Annotated in this window: 19 protein-coding genes; 14 read left to right on the top strand and 5 right to left on the bottom strand. The window is 58.8% G+C overall.

Features of this window, described 5'->3' with window-relative positions:
• Window positions 1–157: 157 nt before the first annotated feature.
• On the bottom strand, window positions 158–1,132 hold the full coding sequence (locus tag K225_RS0118465) for an IS5 family transposase (protein WP_026437586.1): 975 nt from the start codon (window positions 1,130–1,132) through the stop codon (window positions 158–160).
• 452 nt (window positions 1,133–1,584) lie between these two features.
• On the opposite strand from K225_RS0118465, the gene K225_RS0118470 reads away from it, so the two are divergent.
• From K225_RS0118470 to K225_RS0118485, 4 genes are all read left to right on the top strand, one after another.
• A complete protein-coding gene (locus K225_RS0118470) occupies window positions 1,585–2,529 on the top strand; it encodes a DnaJ C-terminal domain-containing protein (RefSeq protein WP_026437739.1) in 945 nt (314 codons plus the stop codon).
• A 2-nt stretch (window positions 2,530–2,531) separates the two neighbouring features.
• Complete coding sequence (locus tag K225_RS0118475; protein ID WP_034713372.1) at window positions 2,532–2,822, top strand: hypothetical protein; 291 nt, start codon at window positions 2,532–2,534, stop codon at window positions 2,820–2,822.
• Window positions 2,823–2,898: 76 nt separating this feature from the next.
• Entirely contained in the window at window positions 2,899–4,437 is a 1,539-nt protein-coding gene (locus tag K225_RS0118480; protein WP_034713374.1) for a DASS family sodium-coupled anion symporter, read from the top strand.
• A 175-nt stretch (window positions 4,438–4,612) separates the two neighbouring features.
• On the top strand, window positions 4,613–4,933 hold the full coding sequence (locus tag K225_RS0118485; protein ID WP_026437742.1) for a DUF1840 domain-containing protein: 321 nt from the start codon (window positions 4,613–4,615) through the stop codon (window positions 4,931–4,933).
• Window positions 4,934–5,264: 331 nt separating this feature from the next.
• Here K225_RS0118485 and trxC read toward each other — a convergent pair whose 3' ends face one another.
• A complete protein-coding gene (trxC, locus tag K225_RS21975; protein ID WP_034713375.1) occupies window positions 5,265–5,717 on the bottom strand; it encodes a thioredoxin TrxC in 453 nt (150 codons plus the stop codon).
• 70 nt (window positions 5,718–5,787) lie between these two features.
• Window positions 5,788–6,741, bottom strand: coding sequence for a glutathione synthase (gshB, locus tag K225_RS0118490; RefSeq protein ID WP_026437743.1), 954 nt, complete (start codon window positions 6,739–6,741; stop codon window positions 5,788–5,790).
• 699 nt (window positions 6,742–7,440) lie between these two features.
• Between gshB and K225_RS21235 the strand changes: the two genes are divergently transcribed.
• Window positions 7,441–7,965: an OsmC family protein gene (locus K225_RS21235; RefSeq protein WP_051249077.1), complete on the top strand. Its 525-nt coding sequence runs from the start codon at window positions 7,441–7,443 to the stop codon at window positions 7,963–7,965.
• A 5-nt stretch (window positions 7,966–7,970) separates the two neighbouring features.
• On the opposite strand, the gene K225_RS0118500 is transcribed toward K225_RS21235, so the two are convergent.
• A complete protein-coding gene (locus K225_RS0118500; RefSeq protein ID WP_026437744.1) occupies window positions 7,971–8,927 on the bottom strand; it encodes an AraC family transcriptional regulator in 957 nt (318 codons plus the stop codon).
• 544 nt (window positions 8,928–9,471) lie between these two features.
• On the opposite strand from K225_RS0118500, the gene msrB reads away from it, so the two are divergent.
• From msrB to argS, 9 genes are all read left to right on the top strand, one after another.
• Window positions 9,472–9,915, top strand: a complete 444-nt coding sequence (gene msrB / locus K225_RS0118505) for a peptide-methionine (R)-S-oxide reductase MsrB (protein ID WP_026437745.1) — start codon at window positions 9,472–9,474, stop codon at window positions 9,913–9,915.
• A complete protein-coding gene (msrA, locus tag K225_RS0118510; RefSeq protein WP_026437746.1) occupies window positions 9,915–10,430 on the top strand; it encodes a peptide-methionine (S)-S-oxide reductase MsrA in 516 nt (171 codons plus the stop codon). The genes msrB and msrA overlap by 1 nt, the downstream gene beginning before the upstream one ends.
• 124 nt (window positions 10,431–10,554) lie before the next feature.
• On the top strand, window positions 10,555–10,974 hold the full coding sequence (locus K225_RS0118515; protein ID WP_026437747.1) for a heme-binding protein: 420 nt from the start codon (window positions 10,555–10,557) through the stop codon (window positions 10,972–10,974).
• Between the two features lie 28 nt (window positions 10,975–11,002).
• Entirely contained in the window at window positions 11,003–12,022 is a 1,020-nt protein-coding gene (locus tag K225_RS0118520; protein WP_026437748.1) for a zinc-binding alcohol dehydrogenase family protein, read from the top strand.
• A gap of 278 nt (window positions 12,023–12,300) precedes the next feature.
• Complete coding sequence (locus K225_RS0118525; RefSeq protein WP_026437749.1) at window positions 12,301–13,005, top strand: glutathione S-transferase N-terminal domain-containing protein; 705 nt, start codon at window positions 12,301–12,303, stop codon at window positions 13,003–13,005.
• Window positions 13,002–13,970 (top strand): magnesium and cobalt transport protein CorA, encoded by a 969-nt coding sequence (locus tag K225_RS0118530; protein WP_026437750.1) that lies wholly within the window; start codon window positions 13,002–13,004, stop codon window positions 13,968–13,970. The genes K225_RS0118525 and K225_RS0118530 overlap by 4 nt, the downstream gene beginning before the upstream one ends.
• Window positions 13,967–14,338, top strand: a complete 372-nt coding sequence (locus K225_RS0118535) for a hypothetical protein (RefSeq protein WP_026437751.1) — start codon at window positions 13,967–13,969, stop codon at window positions 14,336–14,338. Before K225_RS0118530 ends, K225_RS0118535 begins: the two co-directional genes overlap by 4 nt.
• Before the next feature lie 2 nt (window positions 14,339–14,340).
• Entirely contained in the window at window positions 14,341–14,835 is a 495-nt protein-coding gene (locus K225_RS0118540) for a peptide-methionine (S)-S-oxide reductase (RefSeq protein ID WP_026437752.1), read from the top strand.
• Between the two features lie 258 nt (window positions 14,836–15,093).
• Window positions 15,094–16,779, top strand: coding sequence for an arginine--tRNA ligase (gene argS / locus K225_RS0118545; RefSeq protein ID WP_026437753.1), 1,686 nt, complete (start codon window positions 15,094–15,096; stop codon window positions 16,777–16,779).
• Window positions 16,780–16,888: 109 nt separating this feature from the next.
• On the opposite strand, the gene K225_RS21980 is transcribed toward argS, so the two are convergent.
• A partial coding sequence (locus K225_RS21980; RefSeq protein WP_238323278.1) for a response regulator occupies window positions 16,889–17,611 on the bottom strand: 723 nt, incomplete at its 5' end.

The following is a 17,611-nucleotide window of genomic DNA, read 5'->3' on the forward strand; positions in this document are numbered from 1 at the left end:
GGAAGGTCTGCATAACCCCCGCCGCAGCGTGAGCTGAGTCGTCGATTTTCAGATGACGACATGGAAGGCGGATACCGATGGTTTTTGAAGGCGGATTTCGGCCTTCTGCGGCCGTTTTGACCTGCCTCGCAGGGCATCGCCCGGGATGCGGGCGCACTCATCCCCGCTCAATGTTCAAAAGTCGTTTGCGCACCATCCACAGATTGCTCAGCGCAAACAGCATCGTGAGGCGCGCCGTGTTCTTGGCCAGACCTCGGTAGCGCACCTTGGCATGACCAAACTGCTGCTTGATCACGCGAAACGGGTGTTCCACCTTCGCCCGGATGCGCGCCTTGGCCTGCTCCAGTTTGTCCATGATCTCGCCCATGGGTGTGCTCTTGTCCAGCGCCTTGCGTTTGCCCGGGCGCATGGCCACGTGCCAGTTCGCCTCGATGCCCTGCGTCTCTTCGCGCTTGGCCACACCTTGGTAGCCCGCGTCAGCGAACACATCGCTCTCTTCTCCATGCACCAGCGCGCCGGCTTGTGTCACGTCGTTGACGTTGGCCGCCGTGCCCACCACGCTGTGCACCAGGCCCGAATCGGCGTCCACACCAATGTGCGCCTTCATCCCGAAGTGCCATTGGTTGCCCTTCTTGGTCTGGTGCATCTCGGGGTCACGCTCACCGCTGCTGTTCTTGGTCGAGCTGGGCGCGGCAATGATGGTGGCGTCCACCACGGTCCCGGTCTTGAGCAGCAAGCCCTGATGGGCCAGCCCGGCATTGATGGTGCCCAGCACCTGAGGGGCGAGCTGGTGCTTCTCCAGCAGGTGGCGAAAGCGCAGGATGGTGCTCTCATCAGGCAGGCGCGCGGCGCCGTCCAGGCCCACAAAGCGGCGGTACAAGGGGCGCTCGTGCAGCTCTTCTTCCATCGCCGGATCGCTCAGGTTCCACCACAGCTGCAGGCAGTGGATGCGCAGCATGGTCTCCACCGCAAACGGTGGGCGTCCACCGAGCGCCTGGTGCGCTCCGCGGGCGTGCGGCTGGATGAGCGCGACCAGGGCATGCCATGGCACGACCTTGTTCATCTCTTCAAGAAACACTTCCTTGCGCGTCTTCTTGTGGAGGGGGTCCAGCCCCAGCGTGATTTGGTTCATGCCCCTATCTTCTCCTCACTTCACGCCGTTTGCCAGTTCAACGGGAGGGAGGTTTTGCAGACCTTCCCTAAGCGCCCTCCGAGGGCCATCGTGTCGGCGGCAAGTTGAATGGGGACTCCATATGCGAATTCTGTTAACGGGCGAGAGTAGAGTCGGCGGCAATGTTGGCGCCCGTCGGAGCAGTCAAGTTGCAACGCGTCCTTCGTCGCATGCCGCTGGCATCTCGGGGGCAGGTATTCAATGAGACTTCGATTGGAAAGCCTTTTGCTGAGGGTGAAGCTATGTCGGTATAGACGTAGCAGCCAAGGTTTATTCGGCACGCGCCCACCAGCGTTGGCAATTGAGCGTGCGCTCAGTGCGGGGCGAGTCGGGGCGGTGGAGCGCGACACCAGTTTGAAGCTGAGCGTGGATCCGATTCCCGCTGAGTTCCGACGGTGACCGGGTAGCCAAGCATGGAGTTCAAGGACTACTACAAGACGCTCGGCGTGGAGAAGACGGCCACGCCAGAGGAGATAAAAAAAGCGTTTCGCAAGCTCGCGCGCAAGTTCCACCCCGACGTCAGCAAGGTACCGGACGCGTCTGCACGGATGGCGGAGGTGAACGAGGCCAATGGAGTTCTGTCAGATCCTGAAAAGCGCGCCGAATACGATCAGCTGTTAGCGCAGCCACAAAGCGCTCGCGAGTTCCGGCCTCCACCAGGCTGGCAACAAGGCTTCGACTTCACATCTGTTGGCGGAAACGCGCAGCACAGCGACTTCTTTGAGGAGTTGTTCGGGCGGGCCAACCGCACGCGCCGGGGCGGGGCGCGTCACCCTGAAGGACCAATTCCGGGTGAGGCTCGACACACACGCATCGAACTCGAACTACTGGATACCTATCTTGGCGCGGTGCGCATGCTGGAGCTAGACGCAGTGCGTATTGACGATCAAGGCCAACCCAGGCGCGAGAAACGCCAACTGGAAGTTCGGATACCGAAGGGAGTACGGGAGGGTCAGCACATCCGGTTGGCTGGGCAGGGTAGTCCAGGCGTCAACGGCGGCCCACCCGGCGACCTACTCCTGGAAGTGGTGATCCGCGCAAATACCAAGTGGCGTGCCGACGGTAAGGACGTACACGGTCGCCTATCGCTGTCTCCTTGGGAAGCCGCGCTTGGAGCGTCAGTGATGGTGCGACTGCCAGCGGACGACGCTGTGGAGGTAACAGTCCCTGGCGGCTGGACGCCTGGCAAAAAGCTGCGGCTGAGGGGTCGTGGAATCCCCGCATCCGAACCCGGTGACCTTTACCTGGTGCTGGAAGTCGTCTTGCCGGCCGCTGCCACCGACGGACAGCGCGACGCGTACTCGGCCTTGGCGCACGCATTTCCCGGATTTGACGCGCGGACAGTCGCAGGAGCGTGAACATGAAACCCATACTCGATGCAGAAGTGCTGATAGGCGCGGTGTTCTCAGTTGAGGAGGCGGCGCGGGCCTGCGGCGTAGACGTGCTTTGGCTTGAGAGACGCGTTGAGGCAGGCGTGCTGCATGTCCACGTGGGGTCTGAAGGATGGCGCTTCGACTGTTTCACACTGGTGCGCGCACGTCGGGTTGCGCACTTGGAGACCTGCTTTGATGCGGATCCACAGCTGGCGGCCCTCACGGCGGACTTGATTGAAGAAGTGGCACGTCTGCGTAGGCAACTTGAATTGCGCTGAACGTCGCCATGGTGCCGGGGGGCGCCGATCTTCTGGGGTAATCGCTCATCACCAGAGCAGCCAAGGAAAGAATCTCATGAATCAGCTATTGAAGGCCGCTCCTCTCGCGACACAGGTGCCTTCCGTGCCGCCCTCATCGAATCGGCACTTCATCAAGACTGCGGGCCTCGTCCTTGCGGTTGCTGCGTTGTTGGCCGTGCTGTGGATGCCGGCTGCGCCGGGGCTGCCGCTGGCTGGCCAGGTGATGCTGGCTGTACTTGCCTTCGCCGTGATCGTCTGGATGACCGAGGCTCTCGACTATGCCGTGAGTGCTGTAGTAGTCGGCGCACTGATGATCTTCCTTCTGGCTGCGACCCCCGATGTCGCAAAGCCAGCGAGCGGTGACATTGGGACCGGTGCGGCGCTGAGCCTGGCACTGTCGGGCTTTTCAAACAGTGCTGTCGCATTGGTCGCGGCAGCTTGTTTTATCGCCGCCGCTATGACGGCCACGGGGCTTGACCGGCGCATCGCGCTGCTCGTGCTTTCAAAAGTAGATGCGCGCACCAACCACATCGTTATTGGCGCCATGGTCGTGGGCTTCCTGCTGTCGTTCATCGTGCCCAGCACAACGGCAAGGGTGGCTTGCCTGGTGCCCATCATGATGGGATTCATTCTTGCCTTCAAGGTGGACAAGCGCAGTCGCTTCGCGGGCCTGCTGGTGATCGCAGCGGCACAGACTGCCAGCGTCTGGAACATCGGCATCAAGACCGCGGCGGCGCAGAACTTGGTGGCTATCGGCTTCATCGAAAAGCAGTTCCAGGCCACGATCACGTGGATGGAGTGGTTCATTGCCGGGGCGCCGTTCTCAGCCCTGATGAGCGTCGCGGTCTACTTCATCATGACCCGCATGATGAAACCGGAAATGAAGGAGATCGAGGGCGGGCGGGCGACTATTCGAAAGCAGCTGGATGCGATCGGGAAGACAACTACGAGAGAGTGGAAGCTCCTGGCAATCGTGTTGGTACTGCTGGGCTTTTGGGCGACCGAGAAAGTGCTGCACGACTTCGACACGTCGTCGACAACTATCGCCGCGATCGCCTTGATGCTGCTGCCTCGCCTGGGCGTGATGGATTGGAAAGAGTCGCAGCACGGCTTTCCTTGGGGAACGGTCGTGCTGTTCGCGGTCGGCATCAGTGTGGGAACGGCCTTGCTGAGGACCAATGCGGCCGGCTGGCTCGCAAACCTGATTGTGCAGAACCTTGGTCTTCAACACGCCAGCGCCTTCGTTGTCCTGATGCTGCTGTCGCTGTTTTTGATCGTCATCCACCTCGGCTTTGCGAGCGCCACAGCTCTCGCCTCGACGATGATTCCCATCATCATGAGCGTTCTGCTGGCCGTTCAGACGCCAGACATCAACGTCATCGGAATGACGATGCTTTTGCAGTTCGTCGTGAGCTTTGGATTCATCCTTCCGGTGAACGCGCCGCAGAACATGATTGCCTACGGCACAGGCACATTCGACGCACGAGATTTCGTTCGCACCGGCTTCGTCATCACATTGGTAGCCATGGCGCTTCTGGTTGTCTTCGCGTTGACCTATTGGCCCTGGATGGGGTACATGACGAAGACAGCCTGAGGCGCCATGTCATTTCCGGTACAGCTAGACAAGGAAGTGATGCACACGAAGCACAAAACCCGTAGCCGACATAAGGCAACGGGCCCCGTCCAGACCATCTTGTTCGCGAGGCCGCCTGGTCTCGGGGGCGCATCGGCGCAAGAATGGTCTGGCACCTCACCACAGGAGGCATCTTATGTCTACGTATCGATTCAAGTCCCGTGAAACGGGCGACCTCGTGATGCTCAAGCAGCACGGCAAGATTTTGCTGGAGATCATGGGCAAGGACCCGTCGGGTCCGGGCATCATCCAGCCCGCCGAGATGAGTGGGGCCGTGAAGGCCATCCTCGCTGCCGTGGCGGCCGACGAGGCGCGCCAGAAGCCCAAGGAAGACGAAGACGCAGACGATGCATCGCCTTCCTCCGACACGGTGAGCCTGCGCGTGCGCAGCATCCCCCTAATCGAGATGCTGCAGCGCTGCGAAAAAGCCAGGGTCGATATCGTCTGGGGAGTGTGAAGGGCGACCCGCGCATCGCTTCGCACTACTCCCCAAGGGGTCGACATCTGTTTATCGATGTCTCATAAGTCGGTGGCGCCGAGGGCACTGAGAAAATTCAGCACGAGGAAGGGCAGTAGCCGGATGATGAAGCGGTAAACGCATTGCACATAGCTATGCTTTCCTATGGACATGCGTTCACCAACTGCCAGACACGATGAACTTCGCCCAGAATGAACTGGTGGGACAGGAGTACTTGTCAGAGTGAGGTCGTCCGTTGACGGCCCAAAGACCATGGCCGCTGAACAAATCCTGGCTCGAAGAGCAAGACGCAACGGTGGCTATGCAATATCTATCCCAGGTTCCGTGCTAGGGCTTGGGCCTGGACCCATCTGACGATGTCCGGTGCACTCATGGCACCTGTTTGTCTGGCAACCTCACGTCCTCCTTGAAATAGAGCCAGTGTCGGGATGCTTCGAATGTTGAAGCGCTCTGCCAGGGAGGGGACAGCTTGCGTATCGACCTTTGCCAACCGGAAATCGGGTTCGAGTTGCGCCGCAGCATGTTCGAACGCGGGTGCCATCTGGCGGCACGGCCCGCACCAGGGCGCCCAGAAGTCCACCAGAACCGGAGTCTCGTTTCGCGAGACATGCTTGTCGAAGGAGGCCTCGTCCAAGTTGAATGAGCTCGCGTTGAATAGAGGTTGATGACAGCTACCGCAGTTTGGCTCGCTCGTGAGGTGTTCGCTCGCTATCCGGTTTGTGATCTGGCAGTTTGGACAAACTACGTGCAGCTTTTCGAGCATATTTCACTCCCAAAGTTAAAGGCCAATTGCTGTGCGCCGGGAACCACAGCGGGCGCCGCGGGGGTTCGACCTACGTTGTGCGTGTAGTCCGTTCCAACGCGTCGACAAAAAGCGCCGGAACGTTGAAGCCGGTTTGGTCAGTGATTTCTTGAAAGCCAGTAGGACTGGTGACATTGATCTCAGTAACAGAATCACCAATCACATCAAGCCCAATGAGTAAGAGTCCGCGTGGTGCAAGTGCTCGGCCGATAAGTTCTGCTATCTCACGGTTGCGCGGAGTCAAAGGCTGCGCCACCCCTTTGCCCCCAACCGCCAAGTTTCCACGCACTTCGGTACCCTGCGGAATACGTGCCAGGACAAAAGGCACGGGCTCGCCGTTGATTATGAGGATGCGCTTGTCGCCGTCTGCGATCTGCGGCACAAAGCGCTGGACCATGATGGTTTCGGCGCCACCCTTGTTTAACGTTTCGATGATGACTCCGAGATTCAGCGCGCCCTGTCCGACACGGAAAATGCCTTTGCCACCCATTCCATCAAGCGGCTTAAGAATGATATCGCCATGCTCCGCGTGGAAGTCTCGCACGGACTCGGCATTGCGCGTAACCAGCGTCGGCGGTGCGAGGTGAGAGAACTCCATGATTGCGAGTTTCTCGGGGTGGTCGCGAAGTGACCGCGGTCTGTTCACTACGTTGCCACCCTCCCGTTCAACTTGTTCCAGCAAGTGGGTGGCGTAGATGTACTCCGCGTTGAATGGTGGATCCTTGCGCATGAGGACAGCGTCAAAGTCTTTCAAGTGCATTTGCTTTGTGTCGTGGACGCGGTACCAGCCTGGGTAGGATCCGGTCAGGCTAATTTGCTGTACTGTGGCTGCGACAAAACTGCCTGACTTCCACTGAATGTCTCGCGGCAGGCATGCTGCTATATGGTGACCCCGCAACTGCGCCTCACGCATTATTGAGAAAGTGGTGTCCTTTTGGACCTTGAACTCGTCCAGCGGGTCGACGACAAACAAGAGCTTCTTCATCTGACGTTCCTCTAGCAGCATCGAACGAACTCGGGACACGGATTTCTCCAGGCCGTCGGCCTTCCCTTCGCGCTTACCTGAGCGGGAGCAGGAGCAGGGAGCAGGGAGCAGGGAGCAGGGAGCAGGGAGCAGGGGAGTTGATTCTGCATGGATGTTGGCCGGGAGCATCGACCATCCGAGCCAGAGCGTGGACTCCACGACAAGTGACCACTTCTTTCGGACTTCAAGTTGTTAATGAAGAGAACTGGGCTCCCCGCTGTTCTAGAGACTCACTTCTTGTCGTGTTACGCATAGCGCAGACTGGCATTTCCCGTTTTTCCACGTCAATCTCCACGCTGCGAACAGTTTTACGGAAGTCAGTTCGCGAGCCCAACGAGCAGTCATAGTTGTGAAGCGGGACGGCCGCATATTCTTCGTTTCGGTCGCTGAGAAAACTCGCTGATCGATGGAGCAGGGGCGTCCGACTGGGGCGCGGCACACGAGGGGCCGCCGGGCGCTGCGCGCTGGACGCTTCTTCCGGACTCGGAGACGTCTTGGTGGCGGTATATTTCTAATTGCTGGCCCGAGTGCACCACACGGTGTGTCGCCCACGACGTAGAAGGTGGGCAAGAAAAGGCCCGCCCATCTGGTATCCGTGCCCGGCAGTCTCTGGTAGTCGTTACCCAGTGGAGGCTCTAGGCGCCTGGAGGGGTATTTCATATGGCTATAAATCAGCGAGTCGATGCGGTTGGGGAAACCATCGTCATCGACGAGACCAAGAATGGCCCGTTTCAGCTGAAGGTGCGGGCTGGCTCCTCTACGTTTATCGTGGATGAACCGATAGGCATAGGGGGGCTCGGGTCCGGTCCCAACCCATACGACTTGTTGAGTGCGGCCCTTGGGACTTGCTCAGTGATGACGATGCGTCTATATGCGTCGCGCAAGAAGTGGCCACTGGAGCGGATTCGGGTGAAGGTGACGCATCTCCGAAATGGGTTGAACGCGGCGGACACCTTCAGTCTGGAAATACAGCTTCAGGGAAGCTTGAGCGACGAGCAGCAACAGAAACTTCTTGAAATCGTCTCAAACTGCCCTGTGTACAAGACGATTGAGCGCGGGTCGGAAGCCTTGCCGACTTTAGTTTTCTCGGGGAGCTTGGCGGACGAGGCAGTTTCTCTTTGTGAGCACATGCGCGACATGGAGCAGGCCTGTGATCAGGCGGAAGCACAGGACGCTACGTCCTGAGTCGGCTAGGCCTCAGCTGGAACGCTGCGACGGACTGCGGACGGCTCTATTCCGTAGGTCCTTCGGAATGCTTTTGTGAAACTGCTCCGACTGGCATATCCGGCGTTGCGGGCAACGAGCTCGACGGCGAGGCCACTGGCTTTTAGCTGGAACATCGCTTGCCGCAGTCGGAGCTCCCGAAGCACCTGCATCGGAGACTTTCCTATAGCCGCGGTAAATCGAGCGGCGAAAGCAGAGCGGCTGAGGCAGGCCGTGTGGGCGAGGCTTTGAAGTGAATGATCGTCGCTAGGACGCATGGCCATTGCGGCAAAGGCTCTTGCTACTAACGGATCGCTGAGCATCGAAAAGCGTTCCACCCAGGCGTTCATGGAGACGAGCGACCGACGCAAAAGCAACACGATGACTTGCTTTAGTAAGGCCGCACTCATTGCCCCGCTGCCAACCTCCTGTGCGACGAGCTCGCTGAGCGCTGTCTGCAGTTTCGTGTCAACGTGATCGTCGATGTCGAACTGTTCGAAGATCGGCTCTGTCAAGCTACCAAAGAGTTCGGCGCAGGCGCCGTAGGTGGCATGAAAGTATCCGCACACCAGTATCAAAGAAGGATCTCCATCTCCCGCCGAGAATCTGCGTATCGTGCTTGACGAGATCATCTGGGGCTGCTTCTTGACGGAACGCAGGCCTGTGAATCCTGTGCTGCCCTCCACCTCAATTCGAAAAGGCGAATTTGGCGGCACAACGATCAATGTGTGGGGCATCAACGGTATGGGGTCGCGATTGCCAATCAAGGCCCGGCCAGTACCAACGATGTTGTAGTGGATGCCGGGCGCGTTCATGCCGCCCAGTTCCAGGCTGTATCCCATGCTCACTAAGCATTCCGAAAGGGCAACGAAACTGACATCGAGAGTACCAAGCACACCCTCGAGATCGCCTGGCGAAATGCGTAGTAGCGGTCGTTCGTTCAAGGTGCTGACTCCACGTGAATTCAGGTCGAAGCGGCGCCTCGAAATCCCGATAGTACGCAAACGTCAGCGCTCCCGCGACGGGCTGCTACGCACTGACCAGGCCTGCCTCACACTGGCAGATGACTTCAGGTTTCCTGGCCTCTTTTGCCGGACGATGAAACACATTGGCCTGTTGACCCTTGAGGGTACCCAAGAAACAATGGTCCGGAGTCACTGGGAGTGCACCTTTGTTCTGCGCCCTTAAAACTGATCTGGCTCATCCCGCAGGCTCCATTGCATCAAGCAACACAAGTGGCAGCATGAACGGTGGACTTGTTCAGAGTTCCCTAGGCCGAGAGTTCTCGGTTAGTGCGATGGGGCAAGTTCTACAGCGGTAGTCCTCGGTGGTCCCCTCAACCGCCTGTTTTCGAGCCGTATTGACAGTCTACGCCTATTGTCAGATGAGCACTGACCGTGTTTGGCCATTGGGGAGGACACCTCAGATGGCCAGCAGAACCCGCTGGGCGCAGCTGCCCAGCCCTTTAAGTAAGCACAGGAGAACTTCATGAAGTTTGAAAAGACACAGGCAGCACTTGACCGCCTGACCCCCGAGCAACGTCGGGTTACTCAGAAGTCCGGCACCGAAAGGCCCTTCACGGGAGAGTACAACGACAACAAGGAGCCTGGCATCTATGTCGACGTAGTGTCGGGAGAGCCGCTGTTCGCTTCGGCGGACAAGTTCGATTCGGGTACTGGCTGGCCAAGCTTCACCAAGCCGATCGTTCCGGCGAACGTGAACGAATTGCGCGACACCGAGCACGGCATGGTGCGAACCGAAGTGCGTTCGACCCATGGCGACAGCCATTTGGGCCACGTGTTTCCCGACGGACCCTCGGACCGAGGGGGCTTGCGCTATTGCATCAACTCGGCGTCCTTGCGCTTCATCCACCGCGAAGAGATGGTTGCCGAGGGTTATGGTGCCTATCTCGACCAAGTGGAGAACGTTTGATGAATCACGAAAAAGCCATCCTGGCCGGCGGTTGTTTCTGGGGAATGCAGGATCTCATCCGCAAGCAGCCCGGCATCATCTCGACTCGCGTGGGTTACACCGGCGGCGATGTTCCAAACGCCACGTATCGCAATCACGGCACGCATGCCGAAGGGATCGAGATCATCTTTGACCCCGAGTTGACGAGTTACCGGAAAATTCTGGAGTTCTTCTTCCAGATTCACGACCCGACGACGAAGAACCGTCAGGGCAATGACCGTGGGCTCTCCTACCGGTCTGCCATCTACTACCTCGGCGTGGAGCAGAAGCACGTTGCTGATGAGACGATCGCCGATGTGGATGCGTCCGGACTGTGGGGTGGAAAAGTGGTCACCGAGGTCGAGCCGGCCGGTGATTTCTGGCAGGCCGAGCCGGAGCACCAGGACTATCTGGAGAAGCTCCCGGGCGGCTATACATGCCACTTCCCACGTCCCGACTGGATCCTTCCAAAGCGCAGAAAAGCTGACGAAAAGTAGGTCGCAACCGGGACTGCATCGGAACAGGCGTCAATGCCGTTGCCGCTGCACCGTCCACTGATGATGTTTCGGCCGCCGGATGCGCCAAGGCCCGTCAGAATCTCAACCATTGAAAAGGATCCTCATGTCCGATAACAGCTTCACCTCCCGCTCCGTCACTCGAGAGGCCGCCGCCCGCCTCATCGCCAAGACCATCGCCGCCGCTCAGCGCATCGGATTCGAACCGGTCGTCGCGATCGTGGATGTGGCCGGCAATCTGAAGGCGTTTGAACGCAGCGATCGCAGTTCCTATCTTGCCGTCAACATTGCCATCGACAAGGCCTACACCGCGGCATCTTTCGGCCTGTCGACAGCCCAATGGGTCGACCTTTTGGAAGACCGCGGCGCCTCGAACCTACGGCACGTTCCCCGCGTCATGGCCGCCGCTGGCGGGTTTCCAATCATGGAGGACGGTGCGATTATTGGCGGGATCGGCATTTCCGGGGGAAGCTGGGCGCAGGACCAGGAAGCTGGCGAAGAAGCCCTTCGCAATTTTTCCAAGTGACCTCGACACAACCCTAAAGGAAACACCCATGAAAGCCATCGGATACCGGACTCCATCGCCAATCTCGGCCGCGGATGCCTTCGTCGACATCGAGTTGCCCAAGCCACAACCAAAGGACCGCGACATCCTCGTCGAAGTAAAGGCCATTTCGGTCAATCCGGTCGATTACAAGGTCCGTGGCAGCACGCCGCCAGCAGAAGGCGCTGAGTGGAAGGTGCTGGGCTGGGATGTTGCTGGAATTGTCGCGGCGGTCGGCCCCGATGTGACAGGTTTCAAGGTGGGAGAGGAGGTCTGGTATGCAGGCGCCATCAACCGTTCGGGGGCAAACGCTGAATTCCATCTCGTCGATGAGCGTATCGTTGGGAAGAAGCCGTCAAAGATCGGCTGGGCCGACGCCGCGGCGCTCCCGCTGACATCGTTGACCGCATGGGAGGCATTCTTTGACCGCCTTGATGTGAAGAAGCCGGTTCCCGGCGCAGCTGCCGCCATCCTGATCATCGGCGGTGCTGGCGGGGTGGGATCAATCGCCGTTCAGATCGCACGCCAGTTCACTAGCCTCACCGTTATTGCGACGGCTTCGCGTCCTGAGACCAGGGATTTCGTCGCGTCGCTTGGTGCGCACCATGTGGTCGACCACTCGAAGCCGCTCGCTGGCCAGGTCGCGGCACTAGGCATCGGCGCTCCCGCATTTGTATTCTCAACGACGCAAACCGCCAAGCATGTCGACGACATCGCCGACTTGATCGCACCGCAGGGGCGTCTATGCCTGATCGACGATCCATCGGGCTTCGACATCATGAAGTTCAAGCGCAAGGCGGTATCGATCCATCACGAACTCATGTTTACGCGGTCCATTTTCCAGACCCCGGATATGGACGAGCAGGGGCGAATCCTCAATGCGATGTCTAGCGCGGTCGATGATGGAAGAATCCGCTCAACTGCCACGCAGAACCTCGGTCCAATTAATGCCGAAAACCTCAAGAAGGCGCATGCGCAACTCGAAAGTGGAACGACCATAGGTAAGGTCGTGCTTGAAGGCTTTGCTTGATCGAAGAAAGGGCGAGCCATATTCGACGCTGCTGAACGGCTATACCTGTCATCTCCCCCGTGGAGGCTGGGGGCATCCGAAGCGCTAGATCATTGGCGCTGCGCAGCCCGCAGCCAAGACTGCAGCGGAGAAGGCTTCACTGCCGTTGCCGTCGCGACGGCCCTGCTAGCAGCAGTCTTCGTGACTGCGTGGTCTAGCGATGCAGTCACCGACCCCCCGGCCTTGATGGGATGGTTGCATACCAGTTTGTCGCTGTCGAAGCCCCAAGGATAAAAACCATGCAAGGCCTTTCATCCTTTCCAATCACGCGGCGCTGGCCCGCATCTCATCCCGATTGCCTGCAACTTTATGCAGCACCCACTCCCAACGGCGTCAAGGTTTCGATCATGCTGGAGGAAATCGGCTTGGCGTACGAGCCTCACCTGATCGACATCTCAAACAATGAGTCGAAGGATCCAGCGTTCGTATCGTTGAACCCGAACGGCCGCATCCCAGCGATCATCGATCCAGCGGGACCCGACGGTAAACCTATTGCCGTATGGGAATCCGGTGCGATCCTTCTCTATCTGGCATACAAGACGGGCCAGCTCATTCCGAGCAAACCCGCCAAACGATACGAAACCCTGACCTGGGTGTTCTTTCAAATGTCGGCCATCGGCCCGACTTTCGGTCAGCTCGGGTTTTTCGTGCGATTTGGCGGTAAGGACTATGAAGACAAGCGGCCTCAAAAGCGCTTTACCGAAGAGTCCAAGCGCCTTCTGGGAGTCTTGGATCGCCAGCTTGAAGGTCGCGACTGGATCGTCGACGAATATTCGATTGCGGACGTTGCCACGCTGGGCTGGGTAAATGCGCTGGTTGAATCGTATGCCGCTGGCGAGATCCTTGGAATCAGCAACTACTCAAACATCCAAGCATGGCTCGCACGCGGGCTGGCTCGACCAGCGGTGCAGCGTGGTCTGCGCATTCCAGCGAGGCCAGCATGAGCGTTATCGCCGCCTACTACTACAACGAAGGAAAGCGAATCCGTGAAATCGCACTCGACGAGCGCTTCGAGCAGGATAAGGCGCGCTCGGGCTTCTGCTGGATTGCGCTTCGCGAGCCCAGCGCCGACGAACTTCACACGCTCCAAGCGGCGTATCACCTCCATCCGTTGGCAGTCGATAACGCAATGCACCCGCTTTGCCCGCCAAAGCTCGAGGTCTACAACGATGAGCTGTACATCGTCGCTCAAACCGCCGAGCTGGTCGGCGACCGGATCAGCTATGGAAAGACGGCGATCTTCACGGGTCACAATCACCTCATCACCGCGCGGCACGGCAACGGTGGAGCGCTAGGCAACCTTCGCGGGCAGCTCGAGGCTTCGCCGACGCTCCTGGGAAAGGGTGTCGACTACGTGCTGCACGCGATCTTGCACCGAATCGTGGACCAGTATTTGCCCATCTTTGAAATGATCGAGGATGACGTTCTGGAGATGGAGAGGAGATCGGTGGGAGACTTTCTTGGGCGAGAAGAGGTCGCCCGGATATTCAGTCTGAGGGGCGAACTCACGCGCTTCCAACGCACGCTCGGCGCTATGGCCGAACTGGTCAGAAAACTTGTCCGTGGACATTATCCCTGCATCAGTGCTGAAGTGAGACCGTACTTCGACGATGTCGCTGACCACGTAGATCGTGTGCAGTCCATGGTCAATGGTCTCCTTCAGGTCCTGAGGACGGTCTTTGAATTCAGCAGCCTGCTTGAGGCGCAACGGACGGGTGTCATCACTCGTCAATTTACGTCTTGGGCGGCAATACTGGCAGTCCCGGCGGCGATCGCTGGAATCTACGGCATGAACTTCAAGAACATGCCGGGGCTGGAGTCAACCTATGGATACCTCGTTGTGCTCGGGCTGATGGCGACGATCTGCCTGTTTCTGTACGTGCGCTTCAAGAAGGCAAAGTGGCTATGAATGCCGCATGTTGTGATCGTGTCGAGGTGAGGGCGACTACCTTCAATAGTCTTGGAGGGCCAGAAGGCCTGCGTGCCCTGCTGAAGAAGTCTCCGCTGTCGAAGGCCAACACTGCAGTCATCCTGCACGGAAACGCTGTGGCGGCCCTCGTCGTCATGGGAATAGAGCACATCGACGCCCCTGATGCTGTCGAGGAGGCTCAAAGCTTCGCTATACGGCTCGACGGCGAAACCGTGGTTGTTGAAAGCGCGAGTCGTTGCCTTGGTACTGAGGTCTTGGACCAAGTTGCGGTGCGGTTCACTCATTTCATTCCTGGCGTTCAATTGGGCAAGCCTGCGTCAGAAATTGCGCTTATGCGTGGGAGGTAAATGTGGAGAAGCTCGCTTTTGGAGGCGGATGCCATTGGTGCACAGAAGGGGTGTTCCAAGCGTTGCGCGGTGTCGAGAAGGTCGACCAGGGCTTTGTGCAATCAGATGCGCCGGCAGATACGTGGGCAGAAGGAGTGATCGTCACCTTCGATCCCTCCGTAATTCAGTTGGCAACGCTTTCCGAGGTTCATCTCAGAACACATTCTGCTACCAGGGCCCGTTCACTTCGCAGCAAATACCGCAGTGCGATTTACATCTTCGAAGATCGCCAACGGCATGAGGCCGAGCTGGCGATAGCAGGCTTCGCCCACGAGTCTGGCGATGCGGTGCATACCGCCGTTCTGCCCTTTAGAAATTTCAAGGCGTCGGACGAGCGTTACCAGAACTACTATCGAACCAACCCGAGCAGGCCTTTCTGCCGCCGCTATATTGACCCTAAGCTGGATCTCATCAGACGGCACTTCTCAGAGGTCGCGCTCCCTGAAGTGCGGACCTAGATGCGAAGAGAGTCTCCGGGGTAGTTTCTGCTTGGGTCCAAGCGTTTCCGACGCTCCAAGGGCGTCGACCAATCTGTTTGCATGTGACACGGAGATCGCGAAGGTGCTATCTACTGCGCATTGGTGCCAAAGAAAAGGATGATGCGCCGAGCGCGCTCAGGGAAAAGAGCTCTCTTGTGGTGTTTTCGTCCTTGACCAGGTCGGCTGACGGATGACCGACCAGGCGGACTCAGGGTGTGCCCCCAGTAAAATTCACAGATGTTATTGGTTAAACAAGAGCTGCTCGCGGCGCTCGCGAAAACGCTCGAATCTCTCTCGCCCGGCGCTGGCGCCAAAGCCGCGTTCGAGTCGCCCAAGGTGGCGGCGCACGGCGATTTCGCCAGCACGGCTGCCATGCAGCTCGCCAAGCCGCTTGGCCGCAAGCCTCGCGAACTTGCCGAGGAAGTGAGTGCATCGCTACTAGCCACGCCCTCTTTCGGGCAGTGGGTGCAGGCAGTCGAGGTTGCTGGCCCTGGTTTCCTGAACATCCGCTTGAAGGCGGTCGCCAAGCAGCAGGTCGTGCGCGAAGTGCTCGCCGCTGGTGATGCGTACGGTCGGCAGCCGGCTACCGGCGAAAAGGTGCTGGTGGAGTTTGTCTCGGCCAACCCGACCGGACCGCTGCACGTGGGACACGGCCGCCAGGCAGCGCTGGGTGATGCCATCTGCAACCTGCGCGCCTCGCAGGGCGATGCGGTGTACCGCGAGTTCTATTACAACGACGCGGGCGTGCAGATCCAGACGCTTGCCAGCAGCGTGCAAATGCGCGCCAGGGGTATGAAGCCGGGCGACGCTGCCTGGCCGAGCGGCGAAAAGGCCGCGGCATACAACGGCGACTACATCGCCGACATCGCCGAGGACTTCGTTGCAAAGAAGACCGTGAAGTCGGACGACCGCGTGTTTACCGCGAGTGGCGACGTCGATGACATCGATTCGATCCGTGAATTCGCCGTTGCCTACCTGAGGCGGGAGCAAGACCTCGATCTGCAGGCGTTCCGCGTGCGCTTCGACAATTACTACCTCGAGTCGAGCTTGTACTCTAGCGGACGCGTCGAATCGACGGTGGTCAAGCTGGTGGCCGCCGGCAAGACGTACGAGCAGGACGGCGCCCTCTGGCTGAAGTCAACCGACTACGGCGACGATAAGGACCGCGTCATGAAGAAGGGTGACGGCACGTACACCTACTTCGTTCCCGACGTGGCGTACCACATCGCCAAGTGGGAGCGGGGCTTTCATACGGTCGTCAACATTCAGGGTACAGACCACCACGGTACCATCGCACGCGTGCGTGCCGGCCTGCAGGGCGTGGACGAAAGCATTCCGGCCAGTTATCCCGACTATGTTCTGCACACGATGGTGCGCGTCATGAAGGGTGGAGAAGAGGTCAAGATAAGCAAGCGTGCCGGCAGCTACGTCACGCTGCGCGACCTGATCGAATGGACCAGTACCGACGCGGTGCGCTTCTTTCTGCTGAGCCGCAAGCCCGACACCGAATACACGTTCGACGTCGACCTTGCCGTGACGAAGAACAATGACAACCCGGTGTATTACGTGCAGTACGCGCATGCGCGCATCTGCTCGGTGTTGGCGAGCTGGGGTGGCGATGTGGCATCGCTGCACGATGTTGAACTTTTGGCACTTGAAGGCCCGGCCGCGCAGGCGCTCATGCTGCTACTCGCCAGATATCCAGAAATGCTGAACGCGGCAGCGAAGGATTTCGCGCCGCACGACGTCACGTTCTACTTGCGCGAGCTGGCCGCTAGTTACCACAGCTACTACGACGCCGAACGAATTCTTGTCGACGACCAGAGTGTCAAGAAGGCACGGTTGGCGCTTGTCGGTGCTACCGCGCAGGTGCTGCGCAATGGCCTCGCGATTCTCGGCGTCAGTGCGCCGACCAGGATGTGAGCGCAACCACGAAGCGTACGCAGCGCTCCGCGCCCTGAGGATGCCGAGCACAAACAGGTGATCCCACCTTATCCCGGTTCATGTTGGCAACCACCTGTACCCCCAACGATCACCGTGCTTGATGGCGTCCGGTGCATTGGTCTTTTGCCACGCCACCGCCAGCTGTTTCAAACCTTGCAACGCGATTTGCGCTACACGGTGCACGAGGTGGGCTTTCGGCTACTCGCACAGTCTGAGAAGAGTCACCTGTGGCGCGTGACTGAGCCAGTTGCAAAGCGAGCCGCTCAATCGTTTTGAGAAGCTGCGCTCCTGTGTTCGGCTTCGGAATCAGTTCCGAGACGCCGATGGTTGGCGCATTTTTTCTCAAATCGTCTGAGATGAATCCTGTCGTGATGACAACTGGTTTTCCAGGGTGTAGGCGAAGCAACTCTTTGGCAAGGCTTAGTCCATCCAACTCAGGCATGGCGTAGTCAAGGATGGCAAGGTCGTAGCCTATTGCCCCAGAGCAAACGTCATCCAGGGCCTTCTTGGGATGCAGATAGTGATGAGCGGGAAAACCCGCCTTCGTGAGCATGCGTTCAACCATTGATCCGATCAGCTCATCATCATCCACGTGAAGAATCGTTGTTTCTCGTTTCAAACGCGTCAGGAGTCCGTCATCACACATTTCTTCCATAACAACGTCTGCCTCCAAACCGTCGCTGCACTGTGATTCGGAAGGTCGAAGAATGACGCTGAATGAAGAGCCCGCTCCTAACTTACTTGTGACACGAATTGCTGCTTGATGATCGCGAAGGATTCCGTGCACGACTGACATGCCAAGGCCAGTGCC

The organism is Acidovorax sp. JHL-9, assembly GCF_000426205.1.
Lineage (GTDB): Bacteria > Pseudomonadota > Gammaproteobacteria > Burkholderiales > Burkholderiaceae_C > Acidovorax > Acidovorax soli.

Excerpts from the sequence above, each read along its gene's own strand:
- trxC (WP_034713375.1), bottom strand. The coding sequence starts at position 5,717 with ATGCTCGAAAAGCTGCACGTAGTTTGTCCAAACTGCCAGATCACAAAC.
- K225_RS0118515 (WP_026437747.1), top strand. The coding sequence starts at position 10,555 with ATGTCCGATAACAGCTTCACCTCCCGCTCCGTCACTCGAGAGGCCGCC.
- K225_RS0118470 (WP_026437739.1), top strand. The coding sequence starts at position 1,585 with ATGGAGTTCAAGGACTACTACAAGACGCTCGGCGTGGAGAAGACGGCC.
- argS (WP_026437753.1), top strand. The coding sequence starts at position 15,094 with ATGTTATTGGTTAAACAAGAGCTGCTCGCGGCGCTCGCGAAAACGCTC.
- K225_RS0118525 (WP_026437749.1), top strand. The coding sequence starts at position 12,301 with ATGCAAGGCCTTTCATCCTTTCCAATCACGCGGCGCTGGCCCGCATCT.
- K225_RS21235 (WP_051249077.1), top strand. The coding sequence starts at position 7,441 with ATGGCTATAAATCAGCGAGTCGATGCGGTTGGGGAAACCATCGTCATC.
- gshB (WP_026437743.1), bottom strand. The coding sequence starts at position 6,741 with ATGAAGAAGCTCTTGTTTGTCGTCGACCCGCTGGACGAGTTCAAGGTC.
- msrB (WP_026437745.1), top strand. The coding sequence starts at position 9,472 with ATGAAGTTTGAAAAGACACAGGCAGCACTTGACCGCCTGACCCCCGAG.
- K225_RS0118535 (WP_026437751.1), top strand. The coding sequence starts at position 13,967 with ATGAATGCCGCATGTTGTGATCGTGTCGAGGTGAGGGCGACTACCTTC.
- K225_RS0118480 (WP_034713374.1), top strand. The coding sequence starts at position 2,899 with ATGAATCAGCTATTGAAGGCCGCTCCTCTCGCGACACAGGTGCCTTCC.
- K225_RS0118485 (WP_026437742.1), top strand. The coding sequence starts at position 4,613 with ATGTCTACGTATCGATTCAAGTCCCGTGAAACGGGCGACCTCGTGATG.
- msrA (WP_026437746.1), top strand. The coding sequence starts at position 9,915 with ATGAATCACGAAAAAGCCATCCTGGCCGGCGGTTGTTTCTGGGGAATG.
- K225_RS0118465 (WP_026437586.1), bottom strand. The coding sequence starts at position 1,132 with ATGAACCAAATCACGCTGGGGCTGGACCCCCTCCACAAGAAGACGCGC.
- K225_RS0118475 (WP_034713372.1), top strand. The coding sequence starts at position 2,532 with ATGAAACCCATACTCGATGCAGAAGTGCTGATAGGCGCGGTGTTCTCA.
- K225_RS0118530 (WP_026437750.1), top strand. The coding sequence starts at position 13,002 with ATGAGCGTTATCGCCGCCTACTACTACAACGAAGGAAAGCGAATCCGT.
- K225_RS0118520 (WP_026437748.1), top strand. The coding sequence starts at position 11,003 with ATGAAAGCCATCGGATACCGGACTCCATCGCCAATCTCGGCCGCGGAT.